Annotated in this window: 23 protein-coding genes; 15 read left to right on the top strand and 8 right to left on the bottom strand. The window is 58.6% G+C overall.

The features are described 5' to 3' along the window. Both trkA and DBR24_RS13515 read left to right on the top strand, forming a co-directional pair. Positions 1-1,259 (top strand): Trk system potassium transporter TrkA (trkA, locus tag DBR24_RS13520; protein WP_256591462.1); only part of this gene is annotated, 1,259 nt, incomplete at its 5' end. A gap of 168 nt (positions 1,260-1,427) precedes the next feature. Beyond that, positions 1,428-1,742, top strand: coding sequence for a tetratricopeptide repeat protein (locus DBR24_RS13515; protein WP_123470116.1), 315 nt, complete (start codon positions 1,428-1,430; stop codon positions 1,740-1,742). A gap of 1 nt (position 1,743) precedes the next feature. Here the strand turns inward: DBR24_RS13515 and DBR24_RS13510 are convergent, their stop codons facing one another. The 3 genes from DBR24_RS13510 to DBR24_RS13500 all read right to left on the bottom strand — a co-directional run bounded on the left by DBR24_RS13510 (position 1,744) and on the right by DBR24_RS13500 (position 3,542). Then, the gene (locus DBR24_RS13510) at positions 1,744-1,983 is read right to left on the bottom strand and encodes a PilZ domain-containing protein (protein ID WP_123470115.1); all 240 of its coding nucleotides are present in this window, start codon (positions 1,981-1,983) and stop codon (positions 1,744-1,746) included. A gap of 73 nt (positions 1,984-2,056) precedes the next feature. Further along, positions 2,057-2,944, bottom strand: coding sequence for a lysophospholipid acyltransferase (locus DBR24_RS13505; protein WP_128615008.1), 888 nt, complete (start codon positions 2,942-2,944; stop codon positions 2,057-2,059). 40 nt (positions 2,945-2,984) lie between these two features. After that, the gene (locus DBR24_RS13500; protein ID WP_128615007.1) at positions 2,985-3,542 is read right to left on the bottom strand and encodes a DNA-3-methyladenine glycosylase I; all 558 of its coding nucleotides are present in this window, start codon (positions 3,540-3,542) and stop codon (positions 2,985-2,987) included. A gap of 81 nt (positions 3,543-3,623) precedes the next feature. Between DBR24_RS13500 and glyQ the strand changes: the two genes are divergently transcribed. The 4 genes from glyQ to DBR24_RS13480 all read left to right on the top strand — a co-directional run bounded on the left by glyQ (position 3,624) and on the right by DBR24_RS13480 (position 8,034). After that, positions 3,624-4,577: a glycine--tRNA ligase subunit alpha gene (gene glyQ / locus DBR24_RS13495; protein WP_003187265.1), complete on the top strand. Its 954-nt coding sequence runs from the start codon at positions 3,624-3,626 to the stop codon at positions 4,575-4,577. Beyond that, entirely contained in the window at positions 4,574-6,628 is a 2,055-nt protein-coding gene (gene glyS, locus DBR24_RS13490) for a glycine--tRNA ligase subunit beta (protein ID WP_123470111.1), read from the top strand. Before glyQ ends, glyS begins: the two co-directional genes overlap by 4 nt. Positions 6,629-6,632: 4 nt before the next feature. Continuing rightward, positions 6,633-7,172 carry a D-glycero-beta-D-manno-heptose 1,7-bisphosphate 7-phosphatase gene (gene gmhB / locus DBR24_RS13485; RefSeq protein ID WP_177490547.1) on the top strand — a complete coding sequence of 180 codons (540 nt, stop codon included), beginning with the start codon at positions 6,633-6,635 and terminating at the stop codon, positions 7,170-7,172. Positions 7,173-7,254: 82 nt separating this feature from the next. Continuing rightward, on the top strand, positions 7,255-8,034 hold the full coding sequence (locus DBR24_RS13480) for a 1-acyl-sn-glycerol-3-phosphate acyltransferase (RefSeq protein WP_128615005.1): 780 nt from the start codon (positions 7,255-7,257) through the stop codon (positions 8,032-8,034). Between the two features lie 166 nt (positions 8,035-8,200). Here DBR24_RS13480 and DBR24_RS13475 read toward each other — a convergent pair whose 3' ends face one another. Then, positions 8,201-9,733 carry a HAMP domain-containing sensor histidine kinase gene (locus DBR24_RS13475; RefSeq protein ID WP_128615004.1) on the bottom strand — a complete coding sequence of 511 codons (1,533 nt, stop codon included), beginning with the start codon at positions 9,731-9,733 and terminating at the stop codon, positions 8,201-8,203. Positions 9,734-9,902: 169 nt separating this feature from the next. Here DBR24_RS13475 and DBR24_RS13470 point away from each other — a divergent pair, with 169 nt between their 5' ends. After that, entirely contained in the window at positions 9,903-10,622 is a 720-nt protein-coding gene (locus DBR24_RS13470) for a response regulator transcription factor (protein ID WP_123470106.1), read from the top strand. A 110-nt stretch (positions 10,623-10,732) separates the two neighbouring features. Here DBR24_RS13470 and gyrB read toward each other — a convergent pair whose 3' ends face one another. From gyrB to dnaA, 4 genes are read right to left on the bottom strand one after another with little or no spacing between them, the layout of a single operon-like run. After that, positions 10,733-13,150, bottom strand: a complete 2,418-nt coding sequence (gene gyrB, locus DBR24_RS13465) for a DNA topoisomerase (ATP-hydrolyzing) subunit B (protein WP_007960764.1) — start codon at positions 13,148-13,150, stop codon at positions 10,733-10,735. A gap of 5 nt (positions 13,151-13,155) precedes the next feature. Beyond that, positions 13,156-14,259 carry a DNA replication/repair protein RecF gene (recF, locus tag DBR24_RS13460; protein WP_123470104.1) on the bottom strand — a complete coding sequence of 368 codons (1,104 nt, stop codon included), beginning with the start codon at positions 14,257-14,259 and terminating at the stop codon, positions 13,156-13,158. Positions 14,260-14,273: 14 nt separating this feature from the next. Continuing rightward, positions 14,274-15,377 (bottom strand): DNA polymerase III subunit beta, encoded by a 1,104-nt coding sequence (gene dnaN, locus DBR24_RS13455; RefSeq protein ID WP_128615003.1) that lies wholly within the window; start codon positions 15,375-15,377, stop codon positions 14,274-14,276. Between the two features lie 39 nt (positions 15,378-15,416). Continuing rightward, on the bottom strand, positions 15,417-16,940 hold the full coding sequence (gene dnaA, locus DBR24_RS13450) for a chromosomal replication initiator protein DnaA (RefSeq protein ID WP_128615002.1): 1,524 nt from the start codon (positions 16,938-16,940) through the stop codon (positions 15,417-15,419). A 566-nt stretch (positions 16,941-17,506) separates the two neighbouring features. Here dnaA and rpmH point away from each other — a divergent pair. The 8 genes from rpmH to DBR24_RS13405 form a co-directional block, all read left to right on the top strand. Continuing rightward, entirely contained in the window at positions 17,507-17,641 is a 135-nt protein-coding gene (gene rpmH / locus DBR24_RS13445) for a 50S ribosomal protein L34 (RefSeq protein WP_003213577.1), read from the top strand. Positions 17,642-17,657: 16 nt separating this feature from the next. Further along, positions 17,658-18,059, top strand: coding sequence for a ribonuclease P protein component (gene rnpA / locus DBR24_RS13440; RefSeq protein WP_011336726.1), 402 nt, complete (start codon positions 17,658-17,660; stop codon positions 18,057-18,059). After that, a complete protein-coding gene (gene yidD, locus DBR24_RS13435) occupies positions 18,052-18,297 on the top strand; it encodes a membrane protein insertion efficiency factor YidD (protein WP_010565858.1) in 246 nt (81 codons plus the stop codon). The genes rnpA and yidD overlap by 8 nt, the downstream gene beginning before the upstream one ends. 2 nt (positions 18,298-18,299) lie before the next feature. Then, a complete protein-coding gene (gene yidC, locus DBR24_RS13430) occupies positions 18,300-19,982 on the top strand; it encodes a membrane protein insertase YidC (protein WP_123470098.1) in 1,683 nt (560 codons plus the stop codon). A gap of 81 nt (positions 19,983-20,063) precedes the next feature. After that, positions 20,064-21,434 carry a tRNA uridine-5-carboxymethylaminomethyl(34) synthesis GTPase MnmE gene (gene mnmE / locus DBR24_RS13425; RefSeq protein WP_128615001.1) on the top strand — a complete coding sequence of 457 codons (1,371 nt, stop codon included), beginning with the start codon at positions 20,064-20,066 and terminating at the stop codon, positions 21,432-21,434. 553 nt (positions 21,435-21,987) lie between these two features. Further along, positions 21,988-23,886 (top strand): tRNA uridine-5-carboxymethylaminomethyl(34) synthesis enzyme MnmG, encoded by a 1,899-nt coding sequence (mnmG, locus tag DBR24_RS13415; RefSeq protein ID WP_123470094.1) that lies wholly within the window; start codon positions 21,988-21,990, stop codon positions 23,884-23,886. Further along, on the top strand, positions 23,883-24,527 hold the full coding sequence (rsmG, locus tag DBR24_RS13410) for a 16S rRNA (guanine(527)-N(7))-methyltransferase RsmG (RefSeq protein WP_122842119.1): 645 nt from the start codon (positions 23,883-23,885) through the stop codon (positions 24,525-24,527). Before mnmG ends, rsmG begins: the two co-directional genes overlap by 4 nt. 18 nt (positions 24,528-24,545) lie before the next feature. Then, positions 24,546-24,849, top strand: a 304-nt coding sequence (locus DBR24_RS13405; protein WP_146189038.1) for a ParA family protein, incomplete at its 3' end; no start/stop codon positions are given.

Here is a 24,849-nt window from a genome sequence, read left to right as displayed (position 1 = left end):
GCGACCGCCTCGACATCCGCACCGTGCAGGGCCGGGGCTCGCTGCCGTCGGTGCTGCGTCAGGCCGGCGCCGACGATGCCGACATGCTGGTGGCGGTGACCAACAGCGACGAGACCAACATGGTCGCCTGCCAGGTTGCCCACACGTTGTTCCACACCCCGACCAAGATCGCCCGGGTGCGCGAAGCGTCCTACCTCAATCGCGAGGAGCAGTTGTTCCAGAACGAAGCGATCCCGGTCGACGTGCTGATCAGCCCCGAGCAAGTGGTGACCAACTACATCAAGCGCCTGATCCAGCATCCCGGCGCCTTGCAGGTGATCGACTTCGCCGAGGGTGCAGCGCAACTGGTCGCGGTGCGCGCCTATTACGGCGGGCCGTTGGTGGGTCAGCAACTGCGGCAGTTGCGCGAGCACATGCCAAATGTCGAGACTCGCGTGGCAGCGATTTTCCGCCGTGACCGACCGATCCTGCCGCAAGGCGACACGGTGATCGAAGCGGACGATGAAGTCTTCTTCATCGCCGCCCGTGAGAATATTCGCGCGGTCATGAGCGAAATGCGCCGCCTCGACGAAACCTACAAACGCATTGTCATTGCTGGCGGCGGGCAAATCGGTGAACGCCTGGCCGAGGCCATCGAAAGCCGTTATCAGGTGAAGATCATCGAGATGAGCCCGGCACGTTGCCGCTATCTCTCCGACACCCTCGACAGCACCGTGGTGTTGCAGGGCAGCGCTTCCGACCGCGACCTGCTGCTGGAAGAGAACATCGCCGACGCCGACATCTTCCTCGCGCTGACCAACGATGACGAAGCCAACATCATGTCGTCGTTGCTGGCCAAACGGCTGGGGGCGAAGAAGGTGATGACGATCATCAACAATCCGGCCTACGTCGATCTGATTCAGGGCGGCGACATCGACATCGCCATCAGCCCGCAGCTTGCGACCATCGGCACCTTGCTGGCGCACGTGCGCCGCGGCGATATCGTCAGTGTGCACTCACTGCGTCGCGGTGCTGCGGAAGCCATCGAGGCGATTGCCCACGGTGATGCGAAGTCGAGCAAGGTAATTGGCAAACCGATCGAGAAGATCGGCCTGCCACCGGGCACCACCATCGGCGCGGTCATTCGCAACGAACAGGTGATCATCGCCCACGATGACACGGTGATCGAAGCGGGCGACCATGTGATCCTGTTCCTTGTGGATAAAAAGCATATTCGCGATGTGGAGAAGCTGTTTCATGTGGGGTTGAGCTTCTTCTGATCCGGAATGAGCGTTGCCTTCATTGGCCCCATCGCTGGCAAGCCAGCTCCCATAGGTTTTGTGGTTGTTCACATATGTGATGTGCACCCGAGAACCCTGTGGGAGCTGGTTTGCCAGCGATGACAGCGCCACAGATCTTCCCTGACACAGCAGAAAAGGAATCCACCGATGCTCGAATCCCTGGAAAAAATGCTCGCCAAGGGTGTGGATAACTCCTTGCTGCGCTTCGGCCTGGGCAAGGGCTATCTGGATCTTGGGGAAAATGCCAAGGCTGCCGAGCACTTTGAGCGCTGTGTCGGCTTCGATCCAAAGTACTCGGCGGCCTGGAAACTGTTGGGCAAGGCACACCTGGCGCTGGGCGATCACGCCGCTGCGCGGCAGGCGTGGGAACAAGGTCTGGAAGCAGCTCGCGTCCATGGCGACAAGCAGGCCGAGAAGGAAATGGCGGTGTTTTTGAAAAAGCTCGATCGTCAGGCGCAATAAATCAGAGGTAGCGAAGACCGATACCCTCGGCATCCACCGTCACCACTTCCATGCGCACCCGTGGCGCACCTGTGGGTAAACCCTGCACCTGTCCGTAAACCACTGCGCCTTTGGGCAACGACGCCAGCCGCGGATGCTGCACATACACGCCGGTAGGCGTGAGGTTGCGCGTCTGGCCGAGGCATTCGCCGAAGCTGTCGTGAGTGATCTTGATGCGAAACGATTTGCGGTGTTCGGACATCTTGTTGCGCCCTTTGATGAACGGTTGTGGATAACCTCGGCAGTGAGGTTATCCACAGAACATGCCAATCAGCTCAATACCAGCGCTCTTCGCCCGGCGGACGTTTCTTGAAGCGCTTCATGCTCCACATGTACTGGCTCGGGTACGCCGCCACGTAACGCTCGACGACTTTACTCATCGCTGCGCAAGACTCGGCGGTATCGGTGCTGTACATGGCTTCGGGCGCGGCTTCGAGAATCACTTTGTAGCCAGAGCCGTCAGGCAGGCGCAGCGCATGCAGGAACACACCCACGGCCTTGCCGCCAGCCAACATGTTTGGCACGAACTTGCTGGTCAGCGCCTGCGTGGCGAAGAACGGCACGAAGATCCCGGCGGATTCGGCCGGTTCCGGGTCAGCCGGAATGCCCACTGCACCACCTTTGCGCACTTCCTTGATCACACTGAGGATGCCTTCCTTGGTGGAGGCGGCGACTTTGTTGCCCAGTTGCACACGCTGCTTGCGCAGCAATTCATCCACAGCCTTGAGCTTGGGCGGACGATAAAAAATGATCGGTTTGCACTGGCTGCAATAGAAGTGGTTGAGCACTTCCCAGTTGCCCAGGTGGCTGGTGATGCCGACTACGCCTTTGCCCGAGGCCAATGCGTCCTTGAGAATGTCGAGGCCTTCGACTTCGCGCACCAGATCAATGGAGCGCTGTGCCGGCCAGATCCACGCGCAAGCGCTTTCGGTCAGCGACTTGCCGATGTCTTTCAGGCTCTGGCCGACCAGACGCTCACGTTCGGCCGGGTCCATCTGTGGAAAACATTTGGCGAGGTTGATCCGCACCACGTCGCGAGAACGGTTAGGGGTTTTCCACATGACCCAGCCGATAGCCGAACCAACGGCCTGCACGGCCCGCCATGGCAGCAGGGCAAACAGCCGCAGAGCGCCTACCAGCAAGGCGCCTTTAAACTTTTCCACAGGTCACTCCTGATCTTGTGCGGTGCGCGAGGCGGCCATTCTAACCGCCGTTGGCGAGCTGCGCGTAGCGGTCGCAATCCTGAGTGTGATCCATGACCATGCCCGAGGCCTGCATCAACGCGTAGCAAATGGTCGGGCCGACGAACGTGAACCCGGCCTTTTTCAGGCCTTTGCTCATCGCCAGCGCTTCGGGGGTGATCGCCGGAACTTCGCTGCGATCCTTGAAGTGATTGATGATCGGCTGGCCGCCAACGAACGACCAGAGAAACGCCACCGGGTCCTCCAGCGCCAGCCAGGCCTGGGCATTGCGCCGGGCGGCATTGAGCTTGAGGCGGTTGCGGATGATCCCGGGGTCGAGCATCAATTCGTCGATTTCGGCGTCGCTCATCTGCGCCACGCGTTGTACGTCGAAGCCGAACAACACTTCGCGATAACGCTCGCGCTTGCGCAGCACGGTGATCCAGGACAGCCCGGCCTGGAACCCTTCGAGCAAAAGCAACTCGAACAAACCCTGCGCATCGCGTAGCGGCGTGCCCCACTCCTGGTCGTGATAAGCCATGTACAACGGATCTTCGGTACACCAAAAGCAGCGTGGCATAAGGCTCCAGGGGGCGTGCGCAGCAATGAATCGGGTATACTCCCGCTCTTTAAATCGCAGCCCAAGAAACAGGTGAATTTCGTGAGCCAGCCTACGCCAGCCGTGCGTACCTTCCAAGACTTGATCCTCGCGCTCCAGCAATACTGGGCCGAGCAAGGTTGCGTGGTACTTCAGCCCTACGATATGGAAGTAGGCGCCGGCACTTTCCACACCGCGACCTTCCTCCGCGCCATCGGCCCGGAAACCTGGAACGCCGCTTACGTGCAGCCAAGCCGCCGTCCAACTGACGGCCGTTACGGCGAAAACCCGAACCGTCTGCAGCACTACTACCAGTTCCAGGTAGTCCTGAAGCCGAACCCGGACAACTTCCAGGAATTGTACCTGGGCTCCCTCAAGCATGTCGGCCTGGACCCGCTGGTCCACGACATCCGCTTCGTCGAAGACAACTGGGAATCGCCGACCCTCGGCGCCTGGGGTCTGGGCTGGGAAGTCTGGCTCAACGGCATGGAAGTGACTCAGTTCACTTACTTCCAGCAAGCGGGCGGCATCGAGTGCTACCCGGTGACCGGCGAGATCACTTACGGTCTCGAGCGTCTGGCCATGTACCTGCAAGGCGTGGATTCGGTCTACGACCTGGTCTGGGCTGACGGTCCGTTCGGCAAAGTGACCTACGGCGACGTGTTCCACCAGAACGAAGTGGAGCAGTCCACCTACAACTTCGAACACGCCAACGTCGACAAACTGTTCGAACTGTTCGACTTCTATGAAAGCGAAGCCAAGCGCCTGATCGAGCTCGACCAGCCGCTGCCGTTGCCAAGCTACGAAATGGTCCTGAAGGCGTCGCACACCTTCAACCTGCTGGATGCGCGCCGGGCGATCTCGGTGACCGCGCGTCAGCAATACATTCTGCGCGTACGCACCCTGGCGCGTTCCGTTGCGCAAGCCTACCTGCTGGCACGCGCCAAGCTGGGCTTCCCGATGGCGACCCCGGACCTGCGTGACGAAGTACTGGCCAAGCTGGAGGCTGCACAATGAGTGCGCAAGATTTTCTGGTTGAACTGGGCACCGAAGAACTGCCACCCAAAGCCCTGAACACCCTGGCTGAAGCGTTCCTCGCCGGTATCGACAAGGGCCTGCAAGCGGCAGGTCTGAGCTACGAAACCAAAACCGTCTACGCCGCGCCGCGTCGTCTGGCTGTGCTGATCACCGCATTGGCCACCCAGCAGCCGGATCGCAGCATCAACCTCGACGGCCCGCCACGTCAGGCGGCGTTCGACGCTGAAGGCAACCCGACTCAAGCGGCACTGGGCTTTGCCAAGAAGTGCGGCGTCGAGCTGAGCGAAATCGACCAGAGCGGTCCGAAACTGCGCTACAGCCAGAACATCGCCGGCAAGCCGACCGCAAGTCTGCTGCCGACCATCGTCGAAGATTCGCTGAACGACCTGCCGATCCCGAAACGCATGCGTTGGGGTGCGCGCAAGGAAGAGTTCGTGCGTCCGACCCAGTGGCTGGTGATGCTGCTCGGCGACCAGGTCATCGACTGCACCATCCTCGCGCAAAAGGCTGGCCGTGACTCCCGTGGTCACCGTTTCCACCACCCGGAAAGCGTGCGCATCGGTTCGCCGTCGAGCTATCTCGCTGACCTGCGTGCCGCTTATGTATTGGCCGACGCCAACGAGCGTCGCGAAATCATCAGCAAGCGCACCGAAGAACTGGCGACCCGTCAGGAAGGCACGGCAATCGTTCCGCCAGCACTGCTCGACGAAGTGACCGCCCTGGTTGAATGGCCGGTGCCGCTGGTGTGCTCGTTCGAGGAACGTTTCCTCGATGTGCCGCAGGAAGCACTGATCACCACCATGCAGGACAACCAGAAGTACTTCTGCCTGCTGGATGCCGACGGCAAGTTGCTGCCACGTTTCATCACTGTGGCCAACATCGAAAGCAAAGACCCGCAGCAGATCATCGCCGGTAACGAGAAGGTGGTGCGCCCACGCCTGACCGACGCCGAGTTCTTCTTCAAGCAAGACAAGAAGCAGAAGCTCGAAGCCTTCAATGATCGCCTGAAGAACGTGGTGTTCCAGGAAAAACTCGGCAGCGTCTACGACAAGGCCGAGCGCGTTTCCAAACTGGCTGCGTACATCGCCGCGCGCATTGGCGGCAACGCTTCGTGGGCCGCTCGTGCGGGTCTGCTGTCGAAGTGCGACCTGGCCACCGAAATGGTCGGCGAGTTCCCGGAGATGCAAGGTGTCGCCGGTTACTACTACGCACTGAACGACAACGAGCCGGAAGACGTCGCGCTGGCCCTCAACGAGCAATACATGCCACGTGGTGCCGGTGCTGAACTGCCGGCAACCCTGACCGGTGCCGCCGTTGCGATCGCTGACAAGCTCGACACCCTGGTCGGTATCTTCGGTATCGGCATGCTGCCGACCGGCAGCAAAGACCCGTATGCCCTGCGTCGTGCGGCATTGGGTGTGCTGCGTATCCTGATCGAGAAAAAACTCGATCTGGACCTGAACGACGCCGTGGCTTTCGCCGTGACTGCGTTCGGTGCCAAGGTCAAGGCTGCCGGCCTCAACGAAGCGGTGCTGGAGTTCATCTTCGACCGTCTGCGTGCGCGTTACGAAGACGAAGGCGTGGATGTCGCGACCTACCTGTCGGTGCGTGCCCTGAAGCCGGGTTCGGCGCTGGACTTCGACCAGCGTGTGCAAGCGGTGCAGGCCTTCCGCAAACTGCCGGAAGCGGCAGCGCTGGCGGCGGTGAACAAGCGTGTGTCGAACCTGTTGAGCAAAGTCGAAGGCTCGGTGCCGACCGTGGTCGAGGCCAAGTATTTCGACAACGCCAACGAGTTCTCGCTGTACTCGGCGATCCAGCAAGCGGATCAGGCGGTGCAGCCAATGGCCGCCGCGCGTCAGTACAACGAATCGCTGGCTCGCCTGGCCGCCCTGCGCGAGCCGGTGGATGCGTTCTTCGACGCCGTCATGGTCAATGCCGAAGACGCCAAGGTCCGGGCCAACCGCTATGCGCTGCTGGCGCGCCTGCGTGGCTTGTTCCTGGGTGTTGCCGACATTTCGCTGCTGGGTTGAGGGACTGCTGTTGAAACTGCTGATTCTCGATCGGGACGGAGTGATCAATTACGACTCCGACGCTTACATCAAGTCGGTAGAGGAGTGGATTCCGCTGCCCGGCTCGATCGAGGCGATTGCGCAGTTGAGCAAGGCCGGCTGGACGGTGGCGGTGGCCACCAACCAGTCGGGCATTGCTCGCGGCTACTACGACCTCACCACCCTCGACGCCATGCACGCGCGCCTGCGTACGCTCGTGGCGGAGCAGGGCGGTGAAGTCGGTTTGATCGTGTATTGCCCGCATGGGCCGGACGAAGGTTGCGATTGTCGCAAGCCGAAACCGGGGATGTTGAAAACCATCGCGGCGCATTACAACGTCGAGCTGGCCAATGTCTGGTTCGTCGGCGACAGCCTTGGTGACCTGGAGGCCGCCAAAGCCGTCGATTCACAGCCAGTTTTGGTAAAGACCGGAAAAGGCGCAAAGACTCAGGGCAAAACCCTGCCGGTTGGCACTCTGATTTTTGACGATCTGGCGGCGATTGCCGCAGAACTTATCCACAACTAGAGTACTTCTGAATTCCTGACCAGGGATTGATCGGGAGTGCGTTTGAACACTCGGGCATTGCCCCGTAACGGTAAACGTCACTATGTCGATACTGCGGGCCATCAGAATTTTTCTCTTTTACCTGCTGCTGGGCACCACCTCCCTGCTGTGGTGCAGCTTGAGTTTTTTTATCGCGCCGTTTTTGCCATTCAAGGCGCGTTATCGTTTTATCAACGTGTACTGGTGTCGCTGCGCCTTGTGGTTGACCAAGGTGTTTCTCGGGATCGGTTACGAAATCAAAGGCGCGGAAAACGTGCCTGAGCGGCCCTGCGTGATTCAGTCGAACCACCAGAGCACCTGGGAGACGTTCTTTCTCTCCGCTTATTTCTCGCCGTTGAGCCAGGTGCTCAAACGCGAACTGCTGTACGTGCCGTTCTTCGGCTGGGCCATGGCCATGCTGCGACCGATCGCGATTGATCGCGACAACCCGAAAGCCGCGCTCAAGCAAGTGGCGGCGAAGGGTGACGAGTTGCTCAAGGACAACGTTTGGGTGCTGATCTTCCCGGAAGGGACCCGCGTGCCCTACGGCACTGTCGGCAAGTTCTCCCGCAGTGGTAGCGCACTGGCCGTCAATGCGGCGCTTCCGGTGCTGCCGATTGCACACAATGCCGGCAAATTCTGGCCGAAAATCGGCTGGGGGAAGATGTCCGGCGTGATCACCGTGGTCATCGGCGAGCCGATGTATGCCGAAGGCACTGGCCCGCGCGCCATTGCCGATCTGAACGACCGGGTGCAAGCCTGGAACGAACAGGCGCAACGGGACATGGGCTCGCTGCCACCGGCGCCACAGGCCTCGGCCGGAAGCGATCAGGTGGCTGTCTGAATTTTGTGGATAACCTGTGTACGGTTTTGTTGAAAAAGCCAGAATATTGAAATCAAGTAATTGATTTATATACATATTTCTCAAGCTAATAAAACATCGAAAAACGTGCATAAGTTTTTTTTGGATGTAAAAAAACCGGCTGATATAGCCGGTTTTTTTGTGCCTGTCATTCGTGGATAAGCGGCAGCTCAAGCAGAAAGGTTGTGCCTTGATCGACGACGCTTTGACAGTCGATCCGGCCGCCATGATGGTCGACCACAGCTTTGACCATCGACAAGCCGAGGCCGACGCCATCAATGCCTTGCGCAGAGGAAAACCGCCGGTACTGGCTGAACAGGTCAGGCAACTCCTCGGCGGCGATGCCTTTGCCCTGATCCGTCAGTTCGCAGCGCAACCATTGTGCGTGGCAACTGACACGCAATTGAATGGTGGTGTCGGCGGGACTGTACTTGATCGCATTTTCCAGCAGGTTGAATAAGGCCCGGGTCAGCAGGGCCTGATCGGCCATGACCAGCCGCTCCTGGGATGGCTCATCCATGTCATGCAGCAGCTCGATGCGTTTCTGCTGGGCGATGGGCAATGCTTGATCCAGTACATCCAGCACCAGCATGGCGAACAGACTCGGCTGAAAGTGATAGGACTCGGACTCGGCGCGTGCCAGCAGCACGAAACCATCGGTCAGATCCAGCGCTCGGCGTACCTGGCGCTCGATCTGCTCGAACAATGGCGAGTCTGCGCCCGCCTGATGACGGTGCACATCGAGCAGAGCGAGGATCGCCGAATGCGGCGCACGCAGGTCATGAGACAAGAAGCGCAGCAGAACTCCGCGTTGTTCCTCGGCGGCGCGCTCGGCACTGAGGTCGGTCAGGCTCAACAACCAGCCGATCGGCGTGTCCCCGTCGACGGGCAGCAACGCGGCGCGCTCCAGGCGCAGGCTACGTTCCTTGTGATCGCGAAATTCCAGCAGGGGCAGGGAGGACAGCGAGGGGCGTGGCTCTGTGGATAACTCGGGATAGCCAAGCAGTGCCAGTTGACCGAGCACATCGTCGCCCACCAGATTGTTATCAAACAGGCTCCGCGCCTTGCGATTGCCCAAAAGGATCTGCCCTTTGGGATCGCTGATCAGGGTCGCCACCGGCAGATACTCCAGGCCATCGGCGATAAAACGCCGAGTGTCGCGGGTGCGGCTCATGGCTTGCTCAAGCGCCATGATCTGGCCCTGCAAGTGATCAGCCCCGGTGAATTGTGTGCGGCGGCGTTCAGGGAATACTTTCGGCTCACTGTCCAGCCGCGCCAACTCCCATCCAAAATAGGTCAGCACCACACTCAGACGCCGCCAGTTCCAGATCAGATAACCAAACAGCATGCCCAGCACCGCAGGCGTAGGCGACCACCAATGGCGGATTTCAGCCAGGCCCGCGCTGGTTATCAACACACCCGCCATGCCAACCAGTGTTATCCAGAGCGCCCAGCGCGGTCGCCACAACAGCAATCCAAGCACACCCGCCACGAGGCCAACGGATAGCAAAGCGCCCATACCCGGCGAGGTGTCATGCAAGTTGACCTGTGCCCGATACGACAACAGCGCAGTCAGCGGTAACAGCACTAGACTTATCCACAACCACTCACGCACCAGTTGGCGAAACAGGCGCTGCACTTGACTGGGTTCACGGCTTTCACGCCGGCGCGGGCTGGTCATGGACAAAAAGAGCAGGGCAGTGTGAATGGTTTCATGGGGCACAGGTCTGAGACGTAGACCCGAAGAATCATAGCGGACGTCGACCAACGGCGGGCCGCTTACTTTCATGGCATCGGCCGAGCGACTATGGTTCACGGCCAACAGCCCAAGCATCAAGGAATCACCGCGTATGCGCGTTGCGATACTGGACGATGAACCGGCCGAACTGCGCCGGGTCGAGCAAACCCTGCAGCAAATGGCCAGCGCCGGCGAGCAGCCCTGGTCACTGCACAGTTTCGAGCGCGGGGAAGACTTGCTGCGCCAGCTGCGCCGGGAAACCTTCGACCTGCTTATCCTCGACTGGCAACTGCCCGACCTCACCGGGCTGGCCCTGCTGCGCTGGACCCGCGAACACATGGAAGCCCCGCCGGCGGCGATCATGCTCACCAGTCGCGATGGCGAGAGCGATATCGTCCAGGCACTGAATGCCGGTGCTGACGATTACGTCAGTAAACCGTTCAGACCCAACGAGTTGAAAGCACGGGTGGCCGCAGTACTGCGCCGGCACAGCCAGCAGCGCACGGCTGCAACGGAAGTGCTGAGCTTCAATGACCTGACCTTTGATGATGCCGAACTGACCGTCACCCGCGAGGGCAAACCGATCGTCATGACCGAGCGCGAGTATCGCCTGGCCCGCTGCCTGTTCAGCAATCTTGGCCGGCCGTTATCACGGGATTATCTGTATGAACGGTTTTGGCCACATGAAGAGATGGCGTCGTCTCGGCCACTGGATACGCATATCTATCGGCTGCGCAACAAACTGGGACTGACAGCGGATCGCGGGTGGCAGTTGCTGACGATTTATGGGTATGGGTACCGGTTGGAGAGTGTGGCGGCGGGGTCCGAATAGAAAGTAAAAGATCGCAACCGTTGGCAGCGCCTACTGGGCTGCGATCTTTTACTCTGCCAATAAAAAGGCCAACGCATCTGCGTTGGCCTTTTGTTTGACGCCGACCGGAATCAGAAGTCCAGGTTGGATACCGCCAGAGCATTGCTCTCGATGAAGTCACGGCGAGGTTCGACCGCATCACCCATCAGGGTGTTGAAGATCTGGTCTGCGCCGATGGCGTCTTCGATGGTGACTTTCAGCATGCGGCGCACGCTTGGGTCCATGGTGGTTTCCCACAGCTGATCCGGGTTCATTTCGCCCAGACCTTTGTATCGCTGGATGGTGTGGCGCTTGGTGCTTTCGGCCATCAGCCAGTCGAGGGCTTCCTTGAACTCGGTGACCGCTTTCTTGCGCTCGCCACGCTGGATGTACGCGCCCTCGTCGAGCAGGGTGCTCAGTTGAGCGCCGAGGGTGACGACGGTCTTGTAGTCGTTGCTGCCGAAGAAGTCGCGGTTGAACGTGACGTAGTTCGACAGGCCGTGGGAGATCAGTTCGACCTCTGGCAGCCACACGCCACGTTCACGGTCTTCACGCAGGCTGGCCTTGTAGACCAGACCCGACTTCTCGACGGTGCGCAGACGCACTTCGTACTGGGCCAGCCAGTCTTGCATCTTGGCGTGGTCGCCAAGCATTTCCAGGCTGACAGCCGGCAGGTAGATGAAGTGCTCGGTCAGCTCCTGCGGGTACAGGCGCGACAGACGCTTGAGGGTCTTCATCACCATGCGGAAGTCGTTAACCAGACGCTCCAGCGCTTCACCGGAAATGCCCGGGGCTTCTTCATTCAGGTGCAGGCTCGCATCTTCCAGGGCCGACTGCGTCATGTACTCTTCCATGGCGTCGTCGTCTTTGATGTATTGCTCTTGCTTGCCTTTCTTGACCTTGTACAGCGGCGGCTGGGCGATGTAGATGTAGCCACGCTCAATCAGCTCCGGCAACTGACGGAAGAAGAAGGTCAGCAGCAGGGTACGGATGTGCGAACCGTCGACGTCAGCATCGGTCATGATGATGATGTTGTGATAACGCAGTTTGTCGATGTTGTACTCTTCGCGACCGATGCCGCAGCCCAGCGCGGTGATCAGCGTGCCCACTTCCTGAGACGAGATCATCTTGTCGAAGCGTGCCTTCTCGACGTTGAGGATCTTGCCTTTCAACGGCAGGATCGCCTGGGTCTTGCGGTTACGTCCCTGCTTGGCAGAGCCGCCCGCGGAGTCACCTTCCACGAGGTACAGTTCGGAGAGTGCCGGGTCTTTTTCCTGGCAGTCAGCGAGCTTGCCCGGCAGGCCGGCGATGTCCAGCGCGCCTTTGCGGCGGGTCATCTCACGGGCCTTGCGCGCTGCTTCACGGGCACGGGCCGCGTCGATCATCTTGCCGACAACCAGCTTGGCTTCGTTCGGGTTTTCCAGAAGGAAGTCGGAGAAGTACTTGCCCATCTCCTGCTCGACCGCAGTCTTCACTTCGGAAGACACCAGTTTGTCTTTGGTCTGCGAGCTGAACTTCGGATCAGGCACCTTCACCGAGATGATCGCGGTCAGGCCTTCACGGGCATCGTCACCGGTGGTGGCGACTTTGTGCTTCTTCGCCAGACCTTCCTGCTCGATGTAGTTGTTCAGGTTACGCGTCAGGGCCGAACGGAAACCCACCAAGTGGGTGCCGCCGTCGCGCTGCGGAATGTTGTTGGTGAAGCACAACAGGTTCTCGTTGAAGCTGTCGTTCCACTGCAGGGCGATTTCCACGCCGATGCCGTCTTCACGCTGGATGTTGAAGTGGAACACCTGGTTGACCGCAGTCTTGTTGGTGTTCAGGTATTCAACGAACGCACGCAGGCCGCCTTCGTACTTGAACAGCTCTTCCTTGCCGCTGCGTTCGTCCTTGAGGACGATGCCGACACCGGAGTTGAGGAAGGACAGTTCACGAATGCGCTTGGCCAGGATGTCCCAGCTGAAGTGAATGTTCTTGAAGGTTTCGCTGGAAGCCTTGAAGTGGATCTGGGTGCCGGTGGTTTCGCTGTCGCCAACGATGGCCATCGGTGCCTGAGGCACGCCGTGGACATAGGTCTGTTCCCAGATCTTGCCGCTGCGGCGCACAGTCAGTACCAGCTCTTCGGACAGGGCGTTCACTACCGATACGCCTACACCGTGCAGACCGCCGGATACCTTGTAGGAGTTGTCGTCGAACTTACCGCCGGCGTGGAGGACGGTCATGATGACCTCGGCGGCGGAAACGCCTTCCTCTTTGTGCACGTCTACCGGGATGCCACGGCCGTTGTCTTTAACGGTGATGGACTCATCCGGGTGGATGATGATGCTGATGTCGTCGCAATGGCCGGCGAGGGCTTCGTCGATCGAGTTGTCGACCACCTCGAACACCATGTGGTGCAGACCGCTGCCATCGTCGGTGTCACCAATGTACATACCGGGACGTTTGCGTACGGCATCCAGGCCTTTCAGCACTTTAATGCTCGTTGAGTCGTACGTATTTTCTTCGCTCAATGCCTTCACTCCCGATGGTCGTGGGTCTGGGTGATACGGCCCTGTTCCACGTGGAACAGAGCGACTGGCGTTTCCGTCTGCCAGCCTTCCCTCAATAATTCGTGATCTACACAGGTGATGAACACCTGGCAGCGTAAGTCTTCCAGCAAGCGGCACAGCGCGCGACGGTGGGCCTCGTCCAGCTCGGACGGCAAGTCATCCACCAGATAAATACACTGCCCGCGTCGGGCCTGGCTCACCAGATGCCCCTGGGCAATCCGCAAGGCACAGACCACCAGCTTCTGCTGACCCCGGGACAAGATGTCCGCGGCGTTGTGTGCGCCCAATCTAAGACGCAAGTCAGCGCGTTGCGGCCCGGCCTGGGTATGACCCATTTGCTGATCCCGTTGCACGGAGCCAGCCAGTACGGCACTCAATTCCCGGTCCTTGTCCCAGCCTCGGTAATAGCTGAGCGTCAAACCTTCAAGCTCAACCAGTTCGCTCAAGGTCTGTTCAAAGACTGGTTTCAAGGCTTTGATGTAAGCGCGGCGGTATTCATCGATTTCAGCGCTGGCCTGGCACAGTTCCCTGTCCCAAACCGCTTGCGAAACGGCGTCAAGTGTACCATGCCGCAGCCAGGAGTTTCTCTGGCGCAAGGCCTTCTGCAAACGTTGCCAAGTGGCCATGAACCGCGGCTCGACGTGGAACACACCCCAATCGAGAAACTGCCGGCGAATCTTCGGCGCCCCTTCGAGCAGGCGGAAGCTGTCGGGGTTGATCAACTGCAGCGGCAGGATCTCGGCCAGTTGCGCAGCGCTACGGGCGTTCTGGCCGTCGATGCGGATCTGGAACTCACCCTGACGGTCACGGGAGATCCCCAACGCGCTGTGACCACCCTCGGCCAGCTCGACCTGACCGAAGACGGTGCAGGCGAGTTGTTCGTACTGAATGACCGGCAACAGCCGCGTGCTACGAAACGAACGGGCAAGCCCCAGCAGGTGAATGGCTTCCAGAACACTGGTTTTGCCGCTGCCGTTGGCGCCGTAAAGAATGTTGATGCGGGGGGAGGGGGAGAAGGTCACCGGGTGCAGATTGCGCACCGCGGTGACCGAAACACGACTTAAGGACATCCAGAATCAGCTGATTACAGACGCATCGGCATGACAACGTAAGCCGAGTCGTCATTGTCGGACTCTTGCACCAGCGCACTGCTGTTGGAGTCGGACAGGATCAAGCGAACCTGCTCAGTGGTCATCACGCCCAGCACGTCGAGCAAGTAGCTCACGTTGAAGCCGATTTCCAGCGAGCCGCCGTTGTATTCAACGCCCACTTCTTCTTCCGCTTCTTCCTGCTCCGGGTTGTTGGCCTGGATCTTCAACTGACCGCTGGCCAGTTGCAAACGAATGCCGCGGTACTTCTCGTTGGACAGAATCGCAGTACGGCTGAACGCTTCACGCAGGGCCTGACGATCGCCCAGTACCAGTTTGTCGCCACCTTTGGGCAGTACACGCTCGTAGTCCGGGAATTTGCCGTCAACCAGTTTCGAAGTGAAGGTGAACTCACCGGTGGTGGCGCGGATGTGGTGCTGGCCGAGCACGATGCTGACATTGCCATCAGGTTCGGTAAGCAGACGGGCCAGTTCGAGAATACCTTTGCGCGGCACGATCACCTGGTGGCGATCCGGCTGAACGATATCGGCCTGCATCGAGCACATCGCCAGACGGTGACCGTCGGTGGCCACGGCGCGAATCACACCCGCCGAAACTTCCAGCAACATGCCGTTGAGGTAATAACGCACGTCCTGCTGGGCCATGGCGAAGCTGGTGCGTTCGATCAGACGACGCAGTTTGCTCTGCTCCAGGCTGCAGGTCAGTGAGCCCGGGCCTTCTTCAACGGTCGGGAAGTCGTTGGCGGGCAGGGTCGACAGGGTGAAGCGGCTACGACCGGCCTTCACCACCAGCTTCTGCTCGTCGACCTTGATGTCGATCAGCGCATCGTTGGGCAGGCTTTTGCAGATGTCCATCAGCTTGCGCGCAGGCACGGTGATGGAGCCTGTTTCAGCCGGCTCTTCAAGTTGCACACGACCGACCAGCTCGACTTCCAGGTCGGTACCGGTCAGCGACAGTTGCTGGCCTTCTACAACCAGCAGCACGTTGGAGAGTACCGGCAAGGTCTGTCGGCGCTCGACGACGCCTGCGACCAGTTGCAGGGGTTTCAACAGGGCTTCGCGTTGAATGGTGAAATGCATGGTCTAGTCCCTTGCCTTAATAAGCTGCGCTGGTGTTCATCAAGTGGTCAGTGTACGCAGCAGGTTCTTGTAGTCCTCGCGGATGTCCGCGTCGGATTCCTTAAGTTCGTTGATCTTGCGGCAGGCGTGCAACACGGTCGTGTGGTCGCGGCCGCCAAACACATCGCCGATTTCCGGCAGGCTGTGGTTGGTCAGTTCCTTGGACAATGCCATGGCCACCTGACGCGGACGAGCCACCGAGCGCGAACGGCGCTTGGACAGCAGGTCGGAGATCTTGATCTTGTAGTATTCGGCGACAGTGCGCTGAATGTTATCCACAGAGACCAGTTTGTCCTGCAACGCCAACAGGTCTTTCAGGGATTCGCGAATCAGCTCGATGGTGATGTCACGACCCATGAAGTGCGAGTGGGCGATCACGCGTTTCAGCGCGCCTTCCAGCTCACGGACGTTGGAGCGAATGCGCTGGGCAATGAAGAACGCGGCATCGTGCGGCAACTCGACTTTGGCCTGGTCGGCCTTCTTCATCAAGATCGCGACACGGGTTTCCAGCTCAGGCGGCTCGACAGCAACGGTCAGGCCCCAGCCGAAGCGGGATTTGAGGCGCTCTTCAAGGCCTTCGATTTCTTTCGGGTAGCGGTCACTGGTGAGAATGACCTGCTGGCCACCTTCAAGCAGGGCGTTGAAGGTGTGGAAAAACTCTTCCTGCGAGCGCTCTTTGCGAGCGAAGAACTGAATATCGTCGATCAGCAAAGCATCCACCGAACGGTAGAAACGCTTGAACTCGTTGATCGCGTTCAGTTGCAGCGCCTTGACCATGTCGGCCACGAAGCGCTCCGAATGCAGGTACACAACCTTGGCATTCGGGTTCTTCTTTAATAGATGGTTACCCACCGCGTGCATCAAGTGGGTTTTACCCAGGCCGACGCCACCATAAAGGAACAGCGGGTTGTAGCCGTGCTTCGGGTTATCCGCCACCTGCCAGGCCGCTGCGCGGGCGAGCTGGTTGGATTTACCTTCGACGAAGTTTTCGAAGGTAAAGGTGCGGTTCAGGTAACTGGTGTGCTTGAGCGCGCCTTCGACCTGCACGGTGCGCTGTTCGGCGCGAACCGGAGCCTGTTGCGACGCGGCACCGGCCATCGGATCGAAGCTGTCGCGGGACGGCTCTTCACTGACTTCGGCGCTTTTCTGCGTGGAGCGCTTGGCCGCAGCTGGGGCGGGTGCAGGGGCAGGCGCGCTGACCGGAGCGGCAGTCGCCTGCGCCTGGGAAACCTGCGCGGCGGCCAATGGTGCATTCGGCGCAGCCCGGGGTGCCGAGCTGCGCTTGCTGCCTATTAATAAGGAAAGCGCGGGCGCCATGCCGTTGCCATGCTCATCCAGCAGTTCAAGGACACGGCCAAGGTACTTTTCGTTGACCCAGTCCAGCACGAAACGGTTCGGTGCGTAGACGCGCAACTCGTCGCCTTCGGCTTCGACCTGTAGTGGACGGATCCAGGTGTTGAATTGTTGGGCAGGCAGCTCATCGCGCAAAAGCTCCACGCACTGCTGCCAAAGTTCCACTGACACGGATATCCCCTAAGTTGAAAGCCGGTGAGGCAAAAACAAGCGGCCATTGTAGCGGCGAGCCGTCCACTTATCCACATGCAGGTGGCCTGCCGATCATGATTTATCAATGCGTTAACCACTAAAAAGGCGACCAACGGTGTGTGAATAAGCTCTGTGGATAACCGCCTCTGAGGGCACTGGACAACTGGGGGCGAAACTCGGTGGATAACCTGCCTGTGGATAACAGCCCTTTCCACACACAGGTTATCCGACAGCGCAGCACAGGCTGAACACGGTTTTCCACTGTAGTTGTCATTCTCTGTACATCACGTCGTACAAGGGCTTATGGCACTTATCCACAGAAGGAGGCGGGTCTAGCTTTTATAAGCTTTACAGAAAAGCTTTAAATAATTCCCTTCTTTATTTTTATGTATGGCGAACACGCATTCCCGAAGAAACGCTCCGGAGATCTATTTATAAGGAAACGTTGGTTGGAAATTGACCTGAAGGCTTGCTTTCTCTAGAATCCCCGGTCTCTTAAAACGGGGGCCATTCCGGCCCGTTGTGGACGAACCAGGTAACACGACATGAAACGTACTTTCCAACCAAGCACTATCAAACGCGCTCGTACCCACGGTTTCCGTGCTCGCATGGCTACCAAGAACGGTCGTGCCGTCCTGTCGCGTCGTCGCGCCAAAGGTCGTGCGCGTCTGGCAGTTTGATAATCCGGCACTGGAGGTGAGTCAGGACTTCAGTCGGGAAAAGCGTTTGCTTACTCCCCGGCATTTCAAGGCAGTCTTTGACTCCCCTACCGGCAAGGTTCCGGGGAAAAATCTCCTGCTCCTTGCACGCAACAACGATCTTGATCACCCCCGTCTTGGGCTGGTTATCGGGAAAAAGAGCGTAAAGCTCTCCGTTGAGCGCAATCGCCTCAAACGTCTGATGCGCGAATCGTTCCGTCTGCACCAGGATTCACTGGTTGGCTGGGACATCGTTATCGTCGCGCGCAAAGGTTTGGGTGATGTAGAAAACCCCGAATTGATTCAGCATTTCGGCAAACTCTGGAAGCGTCTGGCTCGTAACAAGCCGGTTCCGGCAGTCAAAACCGAAACTGTAGGGGTAGACAGTCCAGATGCGTAAACTGGCCCTCGTTCCGATCCAGTTTTACCGCTACGCCATTAGTCCCCTGATGGCCGACCACTGTCGTTTCTACCCCAGTTGTTCCTGCTACGCGTTAGAAGCCATCGAAAATCATGGCCTTCTGCGCGGTGGCTGGCTGACCTTTCGTCGTTTAGGTCGCTGTCATCCGTGGAATCCCGGTGGTTATGACCCGGTTCCACCTATCCCTACCTCCCGTTCTTCTTCGATGGCCGAGTAATCATGGATATCAAACGCACGATCCTGATCGTCGCCCTGGCAATCGTGTCCTACGTTATGGTTCTTAAATGGAACCAGGACTATGGCCAGGCTGCCCTGCCGACTCAGAATGTTGCTTCCAGTACGACTACATCCGGTTTGCCGGACACCGCCACTGGCAATAACACTGCCGCCAGTGACGACATTCCGCGCGCCGCTAGCGATACCAGCGCACCTGCCGAAACTCCGGTAGCCGCCAGCAAGGATCTGATCCAGATCAAAACCGACGTGCTCGATCTGGCGATCGATCCACAGGGTGGTGACGTTGCTCAACTGACCTTGCCTCTGTATCCACGTCGTCAGGATCGTCCTGATGTGCCGTTCCAGCTGTTCGATAACGGCGGCGAACGTGTTTATCTGGCACAAAGCGGTCTGATCGGTACCAACGGCCCGGATGCAAATCCTGCCGGTCGTCCGGTTTACTCCTCGGAGAAGAAGACTTATCAACTGGCTGACGGTCAGGACCAACTGGTCGTCGACCTGAAATTCAGCAAGGACGGCGTCAACTACATCAAGCGTTTCACCCTGAAACGCGGCCTGTATGACGTAGCCGTTTCCTACATTGTGGATAACCAGAGCGCACAGCCCTGGAGCGGCGCGATGTTTGCCCAGCTGAAGCGCGATAACAGCGCTGATCCTTCGTCCACAACCGCTACTGGCACCGCGACTTACCTGGGCGCTGCCCTGTGGACAAGTTCGGAGCCGTACAAGAAAGTGTCCATGAAGGACATGGACAAGGCACAGCTGAAAGAAACCGTCACCGGTGGCTGGGTCGCCTGGCTGCAACATTACTTCGTGACAGCCTGGATTCCGGCCAAGGGCGAAAACAACATCGTCCAGACCCGTAAAGACAGCAAAGGCAACTACATCATCGGTTACACCGGTCCTACACTGACCGCTGCTCCGGGTGCCAAAGTTGAAACCAGCGCTGTGCTGTACGCCGGTCCGAAAAGCCAGGCGGTGTTGAAAGAGTTGTCCCCAGGTCTGGAACTGACCGTCGACTACGGCATTCTGTGGTTCATTGCCCAGCCAATCTTCTGGCTGCTGCAACACATCCACGCCATTGTCGGTAACTGGGGCTGGTCGATCATCTTCCTGACCATGCTGATCAAGGGTCTGTTCTTCCCTCTGTCGGCTGCCAGCTACAAGTCGATGGCGCGCATGCGTGCCGTTGCGCCGAAACTGGCGGCTCTGAAAGAGCAACATGGCGATGACCGGCAGAAAATGTCGCAAGCCATGATGGAGCTGTACAAGAAAGAGAAGATCAATCCACTGGGCGGCTGCTTGCCGATCCTCGTGCAGATGCCGGTTTTCCTTTCGCTGTACTGGGTTCTGCTGGAAAGCGTGGAAATGCGCCAGGCGCCGTTCATGCTGTGGATCACTGACCTGTCGATCAAGGATCCGTTCTTCATTCTGCCGATCATCATGGGTGCAACCATGTTCATCCAGCAGCAGTTGAACCCGACTCCGCCGGATCCGATGCAGGCGAAGGTCATGAAAATGATGCCAATCATCTTCACCTTCTTCTTCCTGTGGTTCCCTGCAGGTCTGGTGCTGTACTGGGTTGTGAACAACTGCCTGTCGATTGCACAACAGTGGTACATCACGCGTAAGATCGAAGCGGCGACGAAAAAAGCCGAGGCGTAACTTGCACTGTGGATAACACCACTCAAAACGCCCCCTAGTGGGGCGTTTTGCTATCTGCCACTTTTGTCTGGATTCCGGTTTATGAGCACACCTCGTGAAACCATCGCCGCTGTCGCCACCGCTCAAGGTCGTGGCGGTGTGGGCATCGTCCGTATTTCCGGGCCGTTGGCCAGTGTTGCAGCGAAAGCCATCAGCGGCCGAGAACTGAAACCGCGTTATGCCCATTACGGGCCGTTTTTCAGTGACGACCAACAGGTGCTCGATGAAGGCCTGGCGCTGTATTTTCCCGGCCCGAACTCGTTCACCGGCGAAGACGTGCTGGAACTGCAGGGCCACGGTGGCCCGATCGTTCTCGACATGTTGCTCAAGCGTTGCCTGGAACTGGGCTGCCGTCTGGCTCGCCCGGGCGAATTCAGTGAGCGAGCATTCCTCAATGACAAACTCGACCTGGCCCAGGCCGAAGCGATTGCCGACCTGATCGAGGCGAGTTCTGCACAGGCAGCACGCAATGCCCTGCGTTCCTTGCAAGGAGCGTTCTCCCAGCGTGTGCATAACCTGACCGAGCAGTTGATCAGCCTGCGAATCTATGTCGAAGCGGCCATCGACTTTCCGGAAGAAGAAATCGACTTCCTTGCCGATGGCCATGTGCTGAGCATGCTCGACAAGGTACGCGACGAATTATCCACAGTGCTGCGCGAAGCCGGGCAGGGCGCATTGCTGCGCGATGGCATGACCGTAGTGATCGCCGGCCGACCGAATGCCGGCAAGTCCAGCCTGTTGAATGCTTTGGCGGGGCGTGAAGCTGCGATCGTCACCGAGATCGCCGGCACCACGCGGGACATTCTGCGCGAACATATCCACATCGACGGCATGCCGTTGCATGTGGTGGATACCGCTGGTCTGCGCGATACGGACGATCAGGTGGAAAAGATCGGCGTGGAACGTGCGCTCAAGGCCATCACAGAAGCCGATCGAGTGTTGTTGGTCGTCGATGCGACAGCGCCGGAAGCAGCAGATCCGTTTGCCCTGTGGCCGGAATTCCTCGAAACCCGGCCCGATCCGGCGAAAGTGACCCTGATCCGCAACAAGGCGGATCTGACGGGCGAAGCGATTGCCCTGGAAGTCAGCGAGGATGGCCACGTCACCATCAGCCTCAGCGCCAAATCGGCGGGTGAGGGGCTGGAATTGCTGCGCGAACACCTCAAATCCTGCATGGGCTACGAACAGACCTCGGAAAGCAGTTTCAGCGCACGCCGCCGGCATCTGGAAGCGCTGCGCCACGCCAGTGCAGCGCTGGAACACGGACGCGCACAATTGACGCTGGCCGGGGCCGGTGAACTGTTGGCTGAAGATTTGCGTCAGGCACAGCACGCTCTGGGTGAAATCACCGGGGCATTCAGCTCGGATGATTTGCTTGGAAGGATCTTCTCCAGCTTCTGCATCGGCAAATAACTCTCCTGCTATTCACAGACAGGTCCGTTCGCGACCTGTCTGCTTCCCTCCTTTTTAAATTCCTTCCACGAGTGCCGGGCAGATTTTTCCGCCCTGAGCGGTTTTCCGCTGCCCGCTGTCTCCTCGTTCATCAGATTTCTGTGGATTAAGCTCTGTGAATAACTGCCACTGAGGTCAGTTGATAACAGGGCCTCAAAACTGGATATAACCCGCCCTGTGGATAACCACCTCATTCATCCACAGGCTTACACCGGTTATCCAAGGGCCTCATGGGCACATGACCACAGAGTTTTGAATCTCTGTACATATTGAAAATAAAGGCCTGTAGAGATCTATCCACAGAAAGGATGGGCAGTAAGAATAAACATAAAAACAAAGGTTTTATAAATTTCTCTCTTTTTTATTCTTTTAACTTCGAGTTCTCCACAGCTGGTTAAATTTTGTGCAAAGGGTTCTTTAGGAAGGGCGAAGTCCCTATACTTGTCGACCAGGTCCAGAAACCTGATCTCAAACTATTCCTGAATGACCTAATTAAGCAGGCACGAGGTGCGTGGTGGATTTCCCTTCCCGTTTTGAAGTGATCGTCATCGGCGGCGGTCATGCCGGTACCGAGGCAGCACTGGCCTCAGCACGTATGGGGGCAAAAACCCTGTTGCTGACGCATAACGTGGAAACCCTCGGTGCCATGAGCTGCAACCCGGCCATCGGTGGCATCGGCAAAAGCCATCTGGTCAAGGAAATTGACGCCCTTGGCGGCGCGATGGCCATGGCGACCGACCTGGGCGGCATCCAGTTTCGCGTGTTGAACAGCCGTAAAGGCCCTGCCGTACGGGCGACCCGTGCGCAAGCCGACCGCATTCTGTACAAGGCCGCTGTCCGCGAGATCCTGGAAAACCAGCCGAACCTGTGGATATTTCAACAGGCTGCTGACGACCTGATCGTCGAGCAGGAACAAGTGCGTGGTGTTGTCACGCAAATGGGTCTGCGGTTCTTCGCCGATTCCGTGGTGTTGACCACCGGTACTTTCCTCGGTGGACTTATCCACATCGGTTTGCAGAATTTTTCCGGCGGTCGCGCCGGTGATCCGCCGTCGATTGCCCTGGCTCATCGTCTGCGTGAACTGCCCTTGCGAGTCGGGCGGCTGAAAACCGGTACGCCGCCGCGTATTGATGGCAAATCTGTGGATTTCTCGGTGATGACCGAGCAACCGGGTGATACACCGATCCCGGTGATGTCGTTCATGGGCAACAAGGAACAGCATCCGCGTCAGGTCAGTTGCTGGATTACCCACACCAACGCCCGTACCCACGAAATCATCGCGGCGAACCTCGACCGTTCGCCGATGTATTCGGCTGCCGGCGAGATTGAAGGCATCGGCCCGCGTTACTGCCCGTCGATCGAAGACAAGATTCACCGCTTTGCCGACAAGGAAAGCCATCAGGTGTTCATCGAACCGGAAGGTCTGACCACCCATGAGCTGTATCCGAACGGGATATCCACAAGCTTGCCATTCGACGTGCAATTGCAGATCGTGCAATCGATCCGCGGCATGGAAAACGCGCACATCGTGCGTCCGGGTTATGCGATCGAGTACGACTACTTCGATCCGCGCGACCTGAAGTACAGCCTGGAAACCAAAGTCATTGGCGGTCTGTTCTTCGCCGGGCAGATCAACGGCACCACCGGCTACGAAGAGGCCGGTGCACAAGGTCTGCTCGCGGGCGCCAACGCTGCATTGCGTGCGCAGGGCAAAGAAGCCTGGTGTCCGCGTCGCGATGAAGCGTACATCGGCGTGTTGGTCGACGACCTGATCACCCTCGGTACCCAAGAGCCGTACCGTATGTTCACGTCCCGTGCCGAATACCGTCTGATTCTGCGTGAGGACAACGCCGACCTGCGTCTGACCGAAAAAGGTCGCGAGCTCGGCTTGGTCGATGACGCGCGCTGGGCGGCCTTCTGCAAGAAACGCGAAAGCATCGAACTTGAAGAGCAGCGCTTGAAAAGCACCTGGGTACGCCCGGGCACGCAGCAGGGCGATGCGATTGCCGAAAAATTCGGCACGCCGCTGACTCACGAATACAACTTGCTCAACCTCTTGAGTCGTCCGGAAATCGACTACGCTGGTCTGGTCGAAGTGACCGGCAACGGCGCCGAAGACCCACAGGTCGCTGAACAGGTTGAGATCAAGACCAAATATGCCGGTTACATCGACCGTCAACAGGACGAAATCGCCCGTTTGCGCGCCAGCGAAGACACGAAACTGCCTGTGGATATCGACTACACCAACATTTCCGGTCTCTCCAAGGAGATCCAGAGCAAGCTGGGTGCGACGCGTCCGGAGACGCTCGGTCAGGCTTCGCGGATTCCGGGCGTGACCCCGGCAGCGATTTCGCTGTTGATGATTCATTTGAAAAAACGCGGCGCGGGCCGTCAGTTGGAGCAAAGCGCTTGAGTTCTAAGGTCACTTCGCAACACGCCGAGGAGTTATCCACAGGAGCCCGCGCGCTCGGTGTCAATCTCACTGAAACCCAGCACGAATTGCTGCTGGGTTATCTGGCCCTGTTGATCAAATGGAACCAGGCCTACAACCTGACTGCCGTGCGCGACCCGGACGAAATGGTTTCGCGGCACTTGCTCGACAGTCTGAGCGTGATGTCGTTCATCGAAAACGGCCGCTGGCTTGACGTCGGCAGCGGCGGCGGCATGCCGGGGATTCCGTTGGCGATCCTGTACCCGGACGCGCAAGTCACCTGTCTGGACAGCAACGGCAAGAAAACCCGTTTCCTGACCCAGGTCAAACTCGAACTCAAACTGGATAACCTGCAAGTTATCCACAGTCGCGTCGAAGCGTTCCAGCCTGCGCAGCCGTTCAACGGGATCATTTCCCGGGCGTTCAGCAGCATGGAAAACTTCACCAACTGGACTCGCCACCTCGGCGATGCCGATACACGCTGGCTGGCAATGAAGGGCGTTCATCCGGCCGATGAGCTGGTAGCATTGCCGGCAGACTTCAAACTCGATAGCGAACACGCCCTGGCCGTACCCGGTTGCCAAGGCCAACGCCATCTGCTGATACTGCGCCGCACGGCATGATTGGGAACACAAGCAAGAATGGCTAAGGTATTCGCGATAGCGAACCAGAAGGGTGGTGTGGGCAAGACCACCACCTGTATCAACCTCGCAGCATCCCTGGTCGCCACCAAGCGCCGGGTGCTGTTGATCGATCTCGATCCACAGGGCAACGCCACCATGGGTAGCGGTGTGGATAAACATGGCCTGGAAAACTCGGTCTACGACCTGCTGATCGGCGAATGCGATCTGGCCCAGGCCATGCACTATTCCGAGCACGGCGGTTATCAACTGCTGCCGGCCAACCGTGATTTGACGGCGGCCGAAGTAGTGCTGCTGGAAATGC

The organism is Pseudomonas sp. HMWF006, assembly GCF_003061205.1.
GTDB lineage: Bacteria > Pseudomonadota > Gammaproteobacteria > Pseudomonadales > Pseudomonadaceae > Aquipseudomonas > Aquipseudomonas monsensis.
This window is presented reverse-complemented; position numbering and strand designations above follow the sequence as displayed.